Annotated in this window: 11 protein-coding genes and 1 pseudogene; 8 read left to right on the top strand and 4 right to left on the bottom strand. The window is 42.5% G+C overall.

What is annotated here, in order from left to right:
* Nucleotides 1–42: 42 nt before the first annotated feature.
* Nucleotides 43–600: pseudogene (locus tag Q0192_RS18685) on the top strand (proton-conducting transporter membrane subunit); the annotation flags it as partial.
* Between the two features lie 654 nt (nt 601–1254).
* On the opposite strand, the gene Q0192_RS18680 reads toward Q0192_RS18685, so the two are convergent.
* A complete protein-coding gene (locus tag Q0192_RS18680; RefSeq protein WP_366518122.1) occupies nt 1255–1326 on the bottom strand; it encodes a hypothetical protein in 72 nt (23 codons plus the stop codon).
* A gap of 82 nt (nt 1327–1408) precedes the next feature.
* Here Q0192_RS18680 and Q0192_RS00085 point away from each other — a divergent pair, with 82 nt between their 5' ends.
* The 3 genes from Q0192_RS00085 to Q0192_RS00075 all read left to right on the top strand — a co-directional run bounded on the left by Q0192_RS00085 (nt 1409) and on the right by Q0192_RS00075 (nt 6528).
* On the top strand, nt 1409–3004 hold the full coding sequence (locus tag Q0192_RS00085) for an NADH-quinone oxidoreductase subunit M (RefSeq protein WP_299284215.1): 1596 nt from the start codon (nt 1409–1411) through the stop codon (nt 3002–3004).
* Nucleotides 3005–3008: 4 nt separating this feature from the next.
* Nucleotides 3009–4514, top strand: a complete 1506-nt coding sequence (locus tag Q0192_RS00080) for an NADH-quinone oxidoreductase subunit N (protein ID WP_299284213.1) — start codon at nt 3009–3011, stop codon at nt 4512–4514.
* Between the two features lie 106 nt (nt 4515–4620).
* Nucleotides 4621–6528: a class II glutamine amidotransferase gene (locus Q0192_RS00075; RefSeq protein WP_299284210.1), complete on the top strand. Its 1908-nt coding sequence runs from the start codon at nt 4621–4623 to the stop codon at nt 6526–6528.
* Nucleotides 6529–6625: 97 nt separating this feature from the next.
* On the opposite strand, the gene Q0192_RS00070 is transcribed toward Q0192_RS00075, so the two are convergent.
* Complete coding sequence (locus Q0192_RS00070; protein WP_299284207.1) at nt 6626–7285, bottom strand: LysE family transporter; 660 nt, start codon at nt 7283–7285, stop codon at nt 6626–6628.
* A gap of 188 nt (nt 7286–7473) precedes the next feature.
* Between Q0192_RS00070 and Q0192_RS00065 the strand changes: the two genes are divergently transcribed.
* Both Q0192_RS00065 and Q0192_RS00060 read left to right on the top strand, forming a co-directional pair.
* Entirely contained in the window at nt 7474–9081 is a 1608-nt protein-coding gene (locus Q0192_RS00065) for an MFS transporter (protein ID WP_299284204.1), read from the top strand.
* Between the two features lie 6 nt (nt 9082–9087).
* Nucleotides 9088–9549 (top strand): dCMP deaminase family protein, encoded by a 462-nt coding sequence (locus Q0192_RS00060; protein WP_299284201.1) that lies wholly within the window; start codon nt 9088–9090, stop codon nt 9547–9549.
* Nucleotides 9550–9676: 127 nt separating this feature from the next.
* Here Q0192_RS00060 and cmk read toward each other — a convergent pair whose 3' ends face one another.
* Nucleotides 9677–10360 (bottom strand): (d)CMP kinase, encoded by a 684-nt coding sequence (gene cmk, locus Q0192_RS00055; protein WP_299284198.1) that lies wholly within the window; start codon nt 10358–10360, stop codon nt 9677–9679.
* Between the two features lie 249 nt (nt 10361–10609).
* Between cmk and lon the strand changes: the two genes are divergently transcribed.
* The gene (gene lon, locus Q0192_RS00050; protein ID WP_299284195.1) at nt 10610–13084 is read left to right on the top strand and encodes an endopeptidase La; all 2475 of its coding nucleotides are present in this window, start codon (nt 10610–10612) and stop codon (nt 13082–13084) included.
* Nucleotides 13085–13172: 88 nt separating this feature from the next.
* Here the strand turns inward: lon and Q0192_RS00045 are convergent, their stop codons facing one another.
* On the bottom strand, nt 13173–13664 hold the full coding sequence (locus tag Q0192_RS00045) for a DUF4251 domain-containing protein (RefSeq protein WP_299284192.1): 492 nt from the start codon (nt 13662–13664) through the stop codon (nt 13173–13175).
* 152 nt (nt 13665–13816) lie between these two features.
* Here Q0192_RS00045 and Q0192_RS00040 point away from each other — a divergent pair.
* A partial coding sequence (locus Q0192_RS00040) for a lipid A deacylase LpxR family protein (protein WP_299284189.1) occupies nt 13817–14466 on the top strand: 650 nt, incomplete at its 3' end.

The raw sequence follows: 14466 nt of genomic DNA, 5'->3' as shown, positions 1-14466 counted from the left end.
GGTCATCCAAACAACTTTACTTCTACACAAGGATTATCAGGAATCTGGCTAACTATTGCCGGATTATGTTTTTTTCTTGGCGCAATTGCCAAATCGGCGCAATTTCCTTTGCACACCTGGCTGCCGGATGCCATGGAAGGTCCAACTTCTGTTTCGGCCTTAATTCATGCCGCAACAATGGTAGCTGCCGGTGTTTTTTTGCTGGCGCGTGTTTATCCGGTTTTTAATGCGGATGTAAAACTGGTCATCACCCTAACCGGCACTTTTACCGCTTTTATGGCGGCAACGATTGCCCTCACGCAAAATGACCTCAAAAAAATCCTCGCTTTTTCTACCATTTCGCAGTTGGGTTTTATGGTTGCCGCGATGGGCATGGGCGCTTATGCTTCGGCTTTGTTTCATCTAACCACACATGCTTTTTTTAAGTGCCTTTTGTTTCTGTCAGCCGGAGTGATTATTCACGAAATGCAGCATTTAAAAGAAAAATTTCATTTAGAAATTGATCCGCAAAACATTTTAAACATGGGCGGTTTGCGCAAAGCTTTGCCGGTTACTTTTGCTACCTGCATCGTTGCCGCGCTGGCTTTGATCGGTTTGCCGCTCACTTCCGGTTATTTATCTAAAGACGGTATTTTGATCCAAGCTTTTGAATGGGCAGAAGAAAGGTCAATTTTCTACAAAATCATCCCGATTTCCATCCTGATCACCAGTTGGCTTACCGCTTTTTACATTGCCCGATTCATGTTTAAAGTTTTTTGGGGAGAATCAAAATTGAAAAAAATAGTTCCAACTTTCGACTTACATCTCTCCAAAGAAAACAAATTCTTCATCTGGCCGATGCTGTTTTTAGCACTGTTTTCTTTGTATCCTGTTTTTTCGCTCAACCCGTTATTGTACGAACAAAGCTGGCTTTTTAAAGGTTTCCTCACGGCCGATTACTTCGAACGCGAAAACCTGTACCACACTGTCATTCCTGCTGCCGTCAATATCATTGCCATTTTGGTGGTTTATTTGGCTTATTTGAAATATGTAAAGCAAAGCATAAATTGGTTTCCCGAAAGCAGTTTCCTGTTCCGCTTGTCTTACAATCAATGGTATATTGACCGGTTTTATGGAAATGATGTGGTAAAAACAGTAGTTTGGATCAGCCAAAAATTATACGCTTTTGACCGTTTGGTGATTGATGGATTTGTAAACCTGCTGGCCAAAACCGGTCTTCTTTTAGCTGTCATTAGTAAATGGATGGACAGATACTTAATTGATGGTTTGGTAAATTTTATCGCCTTCCGTGTCCGCGATATTGGTAGTTTTGCCCGAAGTTTTCAAACTGGAAAAGTGCAGCAATATTTGCTCGGGATGCTGCTGGTTATTCTAAGTATTTACCTTTTTAAAACGTTGATTTAGGTTGATGGACCACATACTTACACTGCTCATTTTTACGCCTTTACTGTTTGGGCTGGTGCTTCTTTTACTGCCTGTTTCTTTGCGCAACAGTTTTAAATATGTGGCTTTGGCTGCAACTTTAGTTCAGGTTTTTCTAAGCGGATGGCTGTATTTTCATTTCCAAACCGGTGCTTCTTTTAGTGGCATAAATCATGCGGAACAATACCAGTTTGCCGAAAAAGCAAACTGGATCAGCCTCAGTTTAGGTTCGCTCGGCAATATGCAAATTGATTATTTTGTTGGGGTTGACGGACTTTCCATCGGTCTGCTCTTCATGTCGTCCATCGTTATGGCAGTTGCCGTGCTGGCTTCCTGGGAAATCAAAACCAATTTAAAAGGTTTTTTTGCCTTGTTTTTATTGCTGGACATGGCCGTGATCGGCGTTTTTTGTGCGTTGGATTTCTTCCTGTTTTACATTTTTTACGAGTTGATGCTCCTGCCGCTTTACTTTTTGATTGGTATGTGGGGCGGCGTGCGGCGGGAATATGCAGCTATCAAATTTTTCCTTTATACGTTGTTCGGCTCAGTTTTTATGTTGCTGGTGATGATCGGCCTGTACTTTTCTGTAACCGATCCCACCACCGGAAACCATACCTTCAACATCATTCACATGATGAACCCGGCAAATTATGCACAAGGTTCCATCTTTTCCGCCCATCAAACTTTATTTGGCTTACCGGCACGTTCACTGGCTTTTGTGGTGCTGTTTATCGCTTTTGCCATCAAAGTTCCTGTTGTTCCGCTGCACACCTGGCTGCCCGATGCACACGTGGAAGCGCCAACCGCCGTTTCCATTATTCTTGCCGGCGTTTTGTTAAAGGTTGGCGGATACGGCATTTTGCGAATTTGCTTCAGTATTTTCCCGGAAGTGGCAACGGCAGGTGCTTTCTGGCTCGGTTTGCTTGGCGTAATTTCTATTTTATACGGCGCGTTGAATGCACTGGCTCAGACCGACTTGAAGCGTTTGATTGCCTATTCTTCCGTTTCGCACATGGGTTTTGTGTTGCTGGGGATGGCTTCCCAAACCACCGAAGGCATCAGCGGCGCCGTAATGCAAATGTTAAGCCACGGTTTTCTTTCGGCCATGCTGTTCTTTTTGGTCGGCGTCATTTATACCCGCGTACATGATCGTTACATTTATAATTTTCGGGGCTTGGCTTCGCTGATGCCGCAATTCACCGTTTTTGTGCTAATTGCTTTTTTTGCCTCACTCGGTTTGCCGGGCTTTTCTGCTTTTATGGGCGAAGCTTTTTCGCTGATCGGCGCTTTTACTTCTGCTTCCGTCAACGGTTTGCTGCCCAGTTGGATGGCCATTTGCGGTTCCGTCGGGATCTTGTTAAGTGCCGCTTATTTTCTGTGGACTTTACAACGTATGTTTTTTGGCGAAACGCGGTTATCCGGCGGCGAAACTTGGCGCGCAGCATTAACCGACGTCAACTTTCGCGAAAAATCAGCTTTAATTCCGCTGGCTTTGATGGCTTTGGTCATCGGTATTTTTCCTTCGCTGGTTTTCTCCAAAATCAACGATTCGGTTTTGGCTTTGGTTCATTTATTCAGATAACCATATGAACGAAAGCCCGATCTCTATCACCGAACAATTAAACAACATCCTGCAAAGTATCACTTATTTTGTGCCCGAAACCGCTTTGGCCATACTGTTTTTACTGGTCATAATTTTGGGTTTGGCCTTGAAAAAAGATGCCGGCCGTTTTTGCCAGTTGCTCACATTGTTCGGTTTGGTCTTCGTTTTTCAGCGGGATGTGCAGCAATTGTATCTCGTGCTTTCCGGCCCGAAGTTTTTGTTCAGCAACATGCTTCTTTTACACCATGTTTCTATTGTTTTTAAGCTGATTTTTGAAGTGCTGGCCTTTCTCATCGTTGTTTACATTCCGTTGGATCAATCTTTAAAGTCTCATAAAAAAGGTTTAAGCGATTTGTACGCCATCTTAATTGCCGTTGTTTTCGGTTTGCATTTAATGGCGATGTCCGTCAATTTACTAATGATTTATCTGGCAGTTGAAACCGTTTCCATCGGCTCTTTTTTGTTGGTGGCTTATCAAACCGAAAACCGGTTTGCGGTAGAATCCGGTTTAAAATATGTGTTGTTTGGCTTTGCAGCTTCGGCAGTAATGCTTTATGGCATGTCGTTATTGTACGCCGCGACCGGGCAGTTAGACATTTTTAACGGGCATTTTTTGGATGGATTGATACGCGTTCATCCCGTTCCGGTTTCTTTGGGCATTATTTTGGTGCTGGCTGGCATCGGTTTTAAACTTTCTTTTGTGCCGATGCACTTTTGGGTGCCCGATGTTTACGAAGGTGCCGCAACGCCGGTGGTTGCTTTTCTTTCCACCTTAACCAAAATTGCCGGTTTTGCCTTGCTCACCAATTGTTTAACGCCTTTTGTTTTCTTCGGAAAATGGACCACTTTCGATTTCCGCCTGTTCTTTTCCGTCATCAGCATCATCACGTTGATTGCCGGAAATTTTGCCGCCATCGTTCAAACCAACATCAAACGAATGCTGGCTTATTCGTCCATCGGCCATACCGGTTTTGGGCTGATGGCTTTGGTAACTTTCTCGCAGCAAGGCATTTCAGCATTGCTTTTCTACTTGATTGTTTATGCTTTTGCCAACATCGGCGCGTTGATGCTTTGCAGTTTTTATGCCGGTAAAAACAGTATGCTTTCAGTAGAAGATTTGCGCGGCCGGGGCAAAGCACATCCTTTTGCCGGCGTTTGTTTTGTGGTTTTGCTGATCTCGCTGATTGGTTTGCCTGTTTCTGCCGGATTCAACGGTAAAGTGCTGGTTTTCTCGTCGGTGATTGATGTTTATCGCCAAAACCACAATGTTTGGCTGCTGGCTTTGCTCATCACCGGAGCCGTTACCACCGTTGTTTCGCTGTTTTACTATTTCAAGATTCCGTTGAATTTGTTTCTGAAAACATCCGCTCAGACAGAAACAGCCATCGAAAATCCATCCGCAACTTTACTGATATTGATTGGTTTGATGAGTGCGCTCGTAATTTTACTGGGGATTTTTCCATCGCTTTTAGCAAATTTATTGCGGTAAAAGAAGCATCATTTGGAAGTAACAATTGTCGCGTTGTGGATAACCTGCCTAAAAATAAAAGCAAGTTTTAGATTATAAGGCTTATTTTTGTAGCTCAATAGGAATCATGAGCGATCAGATTAAACACGAGTGCGGTGTTGCCTTTATCCGCCTGTTAAAGCCCCTTTCATATTATCAAAAAAAATACGGCACTTCACTTTACGGCTTAAATAAGTTGTATTTGCTGATGGAAAAACAAAATAACCGCGGCCAGGACGGCGCTGGTGTGGCCACCATCAAATTGGATGTTGCGCCCGGAAACCGTTACATCAGCCGCCACCGTTCGATGGCAAAAAATGCAGTTGCCGATATTTTTGAATACATCCAAAAAAAATTTGCCGACATCCAGAAAGAATATCCGGAGCAATTCCACGATGCCGACTGGCTGAAAGAGCACATGAGTTTTACCGGCGAAGTGTTGCTGGGCCATCTGCGTTACGGAACGCATGGTAAAAACAGTATCGAAAACTGCCATCCTTTTCTCCGCCAAAACAACTGGATGACCAGGAATTTGGTGATTGCCGGTAATTTCAACATGACGAATACGGAAGAACTGTTGCAGCAATTGTTTGATTTGGGCCAGCATCCGAAAGAAAAATTAGACACCGTTACGGTTTTAGAAAAGATCGGCCATTTTTTGGATAGTGAAGTGCAGGGTTTGTTCGACCAGTACAAACGCGAAGGTTTAGATGATAACGTAGAGATTACCAAACTGATTGCCAACGATTTGGACGTGGCAAAAATTCTGAAGAAATCTGCAAAATCATGGGACGGCGGTTATACCATTGCCGGGATTTTAGGCCATGGCGATGCTTTTGTGATGCGCGACCCGGCCGGTATTCGTCCTGCTTTTTATTACATCAATGATGAAGTGGTGGTAGCTGCTTCCGAACGCCCAGCCATCCAAACGGCATTTAACGTTCCGATTGAGGACATCAAAGAAATAAAACCCGGTCACGCGCTGGTGATAAAAAAAGATGGGCACATCAGCCAAAAACAATTCCGGGAACCGACCGAAAAAAAATCGTGTTCTTTTGAGCGTATTTATTTTTCGCGGGGAAGTGATGCTTCAATTTACCGCGAACGCAAGCAGTTGGGCCGTTTGTTGTGCAAGCAAATTCTGGAAGCGGTAGATTACGACCTGGAAAACACCGTTTTTTCCTACATCCCAAATACGGCCGAGGTTGCTTTTTACGGGATGGTGGAAGGCATCCACAAATACATCAAATCCTACCAGCGCGAACAGTTGCTGAACCGGAAAGATAAAATTACGGATGAAGAACTGGAACGTGTGCTGAACATTTACCCACGGGTAGAAAAACTGGCGATAAAAGACGTAAAGCTGCGTACGTTTATCACGCAGGATGCAGACCGATCAGAAATGGTGGCGCATGTTTACGATACCACTTACGGATTAATCAAGAATGGCAAAGATACACTGGTTGTGCTAGACGATTCGATCGTTCGCGGCACCACTTTGAAGCAAAGTATTTTGAAGATTATTGACCGTTTAGGGCCGAAAAAAGTGATTGTGGTTTCTTCGGCGCCGCAAATCCGTTACCCGGATTGTTACGGAATTGATATGTCGCGGATGAGCGAGTTTGTTGCTTTTGAAGCAGCCATCAGTTTATTGAAAGACCGCGGCATGGAAAACGTGTTTTATGACGTGTACGAAAAGTGCGTGGAAAGCGAACATTTGCCGAAAGAGCAGGTGGAAAACTACGTGAAAGCCATCTACGCGCCTTTTACCGATGAACAGATTTCTGACCGGATTGCCGAAATCATCACCCCAAACAGTATCAAAGCTGAAGTTGAAGTGATTTACCAAACTTTGGACAACCTGCACAAAGCCTGCCCCGAACATTTGGGCGACTGGTATTTCTCCGGCAACTACCCAACGCCAGGTGGAAATAAGGTGGTAAACAAAGCATTTCAAAACTGGATGCAAGGGAAAAACCAGCGGGCTTATACGTAGTTGTGGTTTGAGGAGTGAGGTTTGAGGTGCGAGGTTTGAGAAATCCGCGCCTTTTTTGTTGTATATGTTTAATGAATTTATGCCGATAAAAGAAGCATCAGTTAGTGGAAGGCATTCCCGAAAAAACAAAGTGCGTAACCAACCGGTCGAGGATGATAAAAGCAGCAATAATCAGCGCGATACCGGCCACATAATTTAAGCGGTGCACCAATTTTACCGAAATCTTATCGCGTAATTTATTCGCATAAAAAGCTTTGATCGTATCCATGCCAAACTGTACCAGCAGGATGGTGAAAAACATAATCACCAATTTTAGTTGCCTGTGTGGGATACCTGCATGATAAACTGTACTTGCCGTACCGATTACGGTTATCCAATGAAATAAAATGGTAGGGTTAAAAATGCACATCAAAAATCCTTTAAAAAAGTAACCGGCGCGGTTAACCCGGGCAGGCGTGTTGGTATTAAAGCTAACGTCTGCTTTTTTTAGCAAATAATAAACGCCAATACAAAACAGGATGATGCTGCCGCCCACACCCAACCAGACTTTTGCCTGGGGCGGGATTTCAAACAGTTGCGAACCAAAAATAATCCCGCCCACAAACACCACATCGCTCGAAACCACGCCCAAGGCCAATGCTACGCCGGCATGAAATCCACTTTCTATACTCGATTTAATGAGTGCGAAGAAGTTAGGCCCGGTAATAAAGGTTAACACAAGTCCGATCCCGATACCTGAAATGACAGCTTCAATCATTTACGCAGCTTATATAGTTTTATTTTTAGCAAGGTAAACGCGAATATGCAATTTTATTATTTAAAGCACTAATGCAGCAGCAATATGGCCGGTAACACTAAAATTACAGGTTGATATTTATAAAATTTCTATTAAGTTCGTGAAAAATTTTATTCCGGATAATTACTAACCAACTTATTTAACACCTGATGGATCAGTCTAAAACTAAAAGTTATGCTTCCGCTCTGTACTCTTTAATTACCGTTTTCTTTTTCTGGGGGTTTTTGGCTGCTTCCAACGGTGTATTCATCCCTTTTTGCAAAACCCATTTTCACCTTACACAGTTTGAATCCCAACTGATTGATTTTACTTTTTATGGCGGTTATTTTATTGGTTCCCTGATTTTGTACTTTGTTTCCCAGCTTACCAAAGTAGATTTGCTGAATAAAATTGGTTATAAAAACGGTATTGTTTATGGTTTGCTTATTTCTACAGTCGGTGCGCTGGCGATGGTCCCCGCCATCAACAACGGCCATTTTGCTTTTATCCTGAGTTCATTTTTTGTGGTAGCGGTTGGTTTTTCGTTGCAGCAAACGGCTGCCAATCCATTTGTTATTGCTTTAGGCCCACCCGAAAGTGGTTCGCACCGGTTAAACTTTGCCGGCGGTGTTAATAATTTTGGCGGACTATTGGGACCGATTGTGGTTAGTTTGGTTCTTTTTGGTTCATCTCAAGGCAGCGATCAAAGTACAGTGAGCATTACATCGGTTAATAATTTGTATTTTATTTTGGCGGGATTATTTTTGGCTGTGGCACTTTTTTACCGGTTTTCTAACCTGCCCGAAATCAACAGTACCGAAAGTGTGGAAGCCAGCACAAGTTCTAACAGGCCGTTGCTGCTGATTACGTTAGGTTTTCTGTTGGTTTTGGTTGCCAACCCACTTGAAAAATTAACGGGCTTAAGCAATTCTTATTTTATTTATGGTGCCTTGGCCGTGATTCTTTTATCACTTATTTATGTGTTGTTGGCACCCAAAAACAACCCTGATTCCTGGGGGGCGATGCAATACCCGCAACTGATTTTAGGCATGATTGCTATTTTTACTTATGTTGGGGTTGAAGTAAGCACCCAAAGCAATATGGGCGCGTTGTTAAAACTGCCTGCTTTTGGCGGCTACGCAGATTCTGCCATCAAACCTTATATTTCACTGTATTGGGGAAGTTTGATGATTGGACGCTGGACTGGTGCGATCAGTGCTTTTAAATTATCTAAATCAACAAAAAATATTTTAACGGTCATCGTACCTTTTATTGCTTTCGGCGTGATCTTGTTGTTCAACCATTTATCCGGAACTGATGTCGGCAACCTGTATTTGTATTCAATTTGCGTAGTTGTATTGATCGTTGCTTTCTTTATGGGCCAGGAAAAACCAACACGTGTATTAATGATTTTCGGTTTGCTGGGCATGTTTGCCATGATTGTTGGTTTATTGACCACCGGACAAATTGCCATTTATGCTTTTTTAAGCGGCGGTTTATGCTGTTCCATTATGTGGCCAAGTATATTTTCATTGGCTCTTGCCGGTTTGGACAAATATACCAGCCAAGGTTCTGCATTTTTAATCATGATGATTTTAGGCGGATCAGTTATCCCACCAGTGCAGGGGATTTTGGCCGATACGGCAGGCATTCATATTTCTTACATCATCCCGGTTATCTGTTTTGCTTACATCGCTTTCTTTGCTGTAAGGGTAGGGACGGAACTGAAGAAACAAGGAATTGACATGAACCAGGTTGAAGCAGCAGGCGGACACTAATTTTTTATGCCTAAAAAAAGCTTCGATGCCATTTTTATGCACCTGGCTACCGACCTGGCTTTTCGCTCGCATTGCGTAAAAGCACAGGTTGGCGCGGTGCTGACCAAAGATACCCGCATTATTTCCATCGGTTATAACGGCCCGCCAGCCGGAACCCACAATTGCGACGAAGAATGGCCGGAGCAAGGTTGCGCCCGCGATGCCCGGGGAAGTTGTTCTTTAGCTTTGCATGCAGAACAAAATGCCATTTTATATGCCGTAAAAAATGGCGCTAATTTGCAAGGTGCAACTTTGTATGTTACACTTTCGCCTTGTTTGGCTTGTGCGCGTTTAATTTTTTCGGCAGGGATTGCGGCTGTGTTTTACCAAAATTCTTATGCGGCTTACAAAGGTTTTGCCAATGATGAAGGTGTTGATTTTTTAAACCGGTTCGGGATTCCTGCAAAGCAGTATGAGTTGGTTGAATAATCTGCAGCTTTTTAAATTTGAACTGTAATTATTGATGCTTCTTTTATCGTATAAAAATTGGTATAGTTCATGGCTAATTGTTCATGGTCGAAGGCTGATCGCTGAAAATTGATTGCTGACAGCTAATCTAAACTTTCTGATTCCTCAGTGCATTCACCTTTTCCAAAGCAAAATTTAATTGTTGTTCCGGGGAGAGATTGGTATTGTCCAGAATCACAGCATCATCGGCACGAATAAGCGGGCTTTCAGTTCGGGTCGTGTCCTGGTAATCCCGATCGGCAATGTTGTCAAAAACTTCGTGCAGCGAGATTTCCTGGCCTTTTTCTTTCAGTTCTTTGTAACGCCTTTCTGCCCGGATTTTCGGATCGGCCGTCATAAACAACTTTAATTGTGCGTTTTTAAAAACAGCCGTACCAATATCGCGGCCGTCCATCACAATGTTTTTTGATTTGCCCATGCGCTGCTGCTGTTTTACCATTTCGCGGCGTACTTGCCGAATTGCCGAAACCGCGCTCACGTTTTTAGAAACCGGCATCTGCCTGATCTCGTCCGAAACTTCTTCATTGTTCAGCATAATGTGCGTTTCGTAATCCCGCGAATTAAAGTTGAGATTGATGTTTTTCAGTGCTTTTTCAACCTGTTCCGGATCGTTAACATCTACATTATTCCGAAGAAAATACAACGTTACGGCGCGGTACATTGAGCCACTGTCCACATAAATAAAGTTGAGTTTCTTTGCCAATGCCTTCGCCAAAGTGCTTTTTCCGCAAGAAGAATACCCGTCTATGGCTATAACAAAATTTGTGTTCATCGCGGCGCTAAAGATACAGCAATCCTTTAAATTGTAAACACAAATTGCCAATGCTTCTTTTACCATATGTTTTTTAGCGTCAATTGCTTTAACTTCGGCTTTGGGTTTGCGTGAAAAAAAGGCTGCCCGAATTTTATTTTATGCCGGTAAAAACAGCTTGGCACAGCTCTTGAAACAGTTATGTGTTACCCAAATTTCTATTCAATAAATAAATACAACTGCCAGTTTGGCGTTTAAATACGGTTATAAATGAGTTTTGATCCATTCGATTTTAATAATGCATTGCCTATCATTAATGAAGAATCCGAATTTTTTCCTTTAATGTCATCAGAAGACGAAGAAGAAATGAACAACGAACTCGTGCCGGAAGTACTGCCAATATTGCCGCTTCGTAATACGGTTTTGTTTCCCGGTGTTGTTATTCCGATTACGGTTGGCCGCGATAAATCCATCAAACTGATTAAAGATGCCAACAAAGGAAAAAAGATTATTGGCGTAGTTGCGCAAAAAGACACGAGCATTGAAGACCCGACCTACGAGCAATTGAACCAGGTTGGTACAATGGCACTGATCATTAAGGTTTTGCAAATGCCCGATGGCAACACCACGGTTATTATCCAGGGCAAAAAACGTTTCACTTTAAAAGAACAAGTGCAAAGCGAGCCTTATATCAAAGCTGCCATCGAGCCTTTTAAAGAAATAAAAGCGACTGAGAACAAGGAGTTTAAAGCGATGGTTTCATCCATCAAAGACATGGCGATGAACATTGTGCAGCTTTCGCCAAACATGCCTTCCGAAGCAAGTATCGCCATTAAAAATATCGAAAGTACTTCTTTTCTGATCAATTTTATTTCTTCTAACATGAATGCTGCGATGGCCGTGAAGCAGCACATGCTGGAAGTGCCCAACTTGTACGAGCGTGCGCGGATGGTGCTGGAGCATTTAACGGTTGATTTGCAGATGCTGGAACTGAAAAACCAAATCCAATCTAAAGTGCGGGTTGATTTGGACAAGCAGCAGCGCGATTACTTTTTGAACCAGCAGCTTAAAACCATTCAGGAAGAATTGGGCGGCAATTCGCCGGATATGGAAGTGGACAACCTGCGCACTAAAGGCAGCAAAAAGAAGTGGTCAAAAGAAGTAGCAACCCATTTTAACAATGAGTTGGCCAAGCTGGCGCGGATTAATCCTGCCGCTGCCGATTATTCGGTACAAATTAATTATTTGGAACTGCTCACCGAACTTCCCTGGAATGAATTTACCAAAGATAATTTCGACTTAAAACGCGCGCAGAAAGTGCTGGACAAAGACCATTTTGGTTTAGAAAAAGTTAAACAGCGCATAATCGAATATTTGGCTGTGTTGAAGTTGAAGCACAACATGAAAGCGCCAATTTTATGTTTGGTTGGCCCGCCGGGAGTTGGTAAAACTTCACTTGGAAAATCTATTGCGCGTGCTTTAGGCCGAAAATATGTGCGCATGGCTTTGGGCGGAATCCGTGATGAAGCCGAAATCCGCGGACACCGTAAAACTTATATTGGCGCAATGCCAGGCCGTATCATTCAGTCCATAAAAAAAGCAGGCGCTTCCAACCCGGTTTTTATTTTGGATGAGATTGATAAAGTTGGAAACGATTTCCGCGGCGACCCATCATCGGCTTTGTTGGAAGTGCTCGACCCGGAACAAAACAGCAACTTTTACGACCATTATGTGGAGATGGATTTTGACCTTTCCAACGTAATGTTTATCGCAACGGCCAATTCTTTAAGCACCATTCAGCCTGCTTTATTAGACCGGATGGAAATTATCGAAGTAAACGGTTATACCATTGAAGAAAAAGTAGAAATTGCACGCCAGCATTTGTTGCCAAAACAACGCGAGGCGCACGGTTTAAAACCGAAAGATGTATCCATCAAAAATAACGTGCTGGAAAAAGTAGTAGAAGATTATACCCGCGAATCCGGTGTGCGCAACCTGGAAAAAAAGATCGGTTCTTTGGTGCGCGGCATTGCAAAAAGCATTGCGATGGAAGAAACTTATTCCGCTGCCATTGCCAAAGAAGACGTGGAAAAAATCCTCGGCGCGCCTTTATTTGATAAAGACAGTTACGAAAACAACAACTTTGCTGGCGTGGTTACGGGCTTGGCTTGGACACAAGTTGGCGGTGATATCCTGTTTATCGAAGCGAGTTTAAGCCCGGGAAAAGGCCGTTTAACCTTGACCGGAAGTTTGGGCGACGTAATGAAAGAATCCGTTACCATTGCTTTGGCTTACCTGCGGGCACATGCAAAAGATTTTAACATTGATGTCCGTTTGTTTGACCAATGGGACGTACATGTGCATGTTCCGGCCGGCGCAACACCGAAAGACGGCCCATCAGCAGGAATCACGATGTTAACGGCTTTAGTTTCAGCTTTCACTCAGCGTAAAGTAAAAGAACATTTGGCCATGACCGGCGAGATCACGCTTCGTGGAAAAGTGTTGCCGGTAGGCGGCATCAAAGAGAAAATATTAGCGGCAAAAAGGGCAAATATCAAAGAAATCATCTTGTCCAAATCCAATCAAAAAGATATTCTGGAGATCAAGGAATCCTATATTACCAATATGAAATTCCATTACGTTTCGGAAATGAAAGAAGTGATTGACTTGGCTTTAATGCCGCAAAAAGTGGAAAACGCGGTTGATTTAACGGTGCGGGAAGATGTGAAAGCAGTGTTGAATTAACAGTAAAATTTTTTTGATCGAAGAAAATAGAACGGCGGAATTACTTCAATTGATAAAGTAATTCCGCCATTTTTGTGTTTTTCAGCCTCTAAAGTGAATTAATACTACCGTTATAAGTAATTGTTTTGCCCTTATTATTCACAATATTTAAGCTGGCATAACCATTTTTTGTTATATCAAGTACTATTGCCTTAACTTGTTTCTTATCTAAAGGCTTGATTAACACTTGCCAAACCTCATTACCATAAGCCAATGCTTTATAATAATAGTTGGTGGAATTTAATTTGAGATACGGCGCAAAGCTTGTAAAGCTTATATTTCCATACGAAGAGCCAACATACGGTAATTCTGCAAAAATTTTATTATCAGAAACACTAAAATTATAATCCGGTGAAAGTAATGGTCTTCCTGTAAAATCTTCACCGATAAAATAAGTGGTAAAAACAAATTTTCTTTCTGTCAACAGTTTTTCGATAAAAACATCTGATAGTACAGACGATTTTTGATGCTGTGCTTTTAACGTACTAACAGTTGCAGTTAGCACAAAAGTTGCAAGTAGAAAAGCTTTTAGTTTTTTCATGGTTACTTTATTTTAATGTATTAAATAAATTCCGCTGAAGTCAATACTTTAACAATAATCAAAATAAAAAGTGTTTTTTCAGTAAAAAGTAAAAGTTTATAAAGCGCGATTTAATACTCCGGCTTTTCTTATGTTTAGGCTTTATAAAGCTAATGAAATTTCGATTTTTATTCTCCATACTTCTTTTATCGTGCATTTTTTCGCAAGCCCAACAACGGAACTTTCAAAACGAAGTAGGTTTTCAAACCGATAACGATGCTTACCTGGCACAAGGTTCAGACCGATATTACACCAACGGCTTGTTTATTTATTTCCGCCACGCTTTGCAAACCGATACCACAAAAGCAAACCTGTTTGGTAAAGTTTTAGGCTTCGAGGCCGGGCAAAAAATGTACAATGCACAATCAGCTTTTATTCCGGCTGCGCGGTATGTTGATCGTCCTTTTGCAGGATATTTGTATGTTGGAAGCACGTTGCAATATCTTTATAAAAACGAAAGTGCGCTGAAATTAGGTTTGCAAGTTGGCGTAACCGGGCCGGCAGCTTTGGGAAGGCAAGCGCAAGAGTTTATCCATAATCTGTTGGGATTTTACAAACCGCAGGGCTGGCAATATCAGATCAAAAATAACTTGGGTGTGAATTTAGCAGCCAATTACGACAAACTTTTTTTCAGAAAAGACTGGTTTGATGTTGCCGGAAACGCTTACGGAAACCTTGGCACAACTTTTACCGGTGCAGGTTTAGGGCTTACTTTGCGTTTTGGCGAATTCAACCCGCTTTATCGTTCGGTCAGCACTTCGGG

Origin of the sequence: uncultured Mucilaginibacter sp. (assembly GCF_937859865.1) — a bacterium.
In the GTDB taxonomy this organism is placed as follows: Bacteria; Bacteroidota; Bacteroidia; order Sphingobacteriales; family Sphingobacteriaceae; genus Mucilaginibacter_A.
Note: the sequence above shows the minus strand (reverse complement) of the source record. Positions and strands in the feature narration are given on the sequence as shown.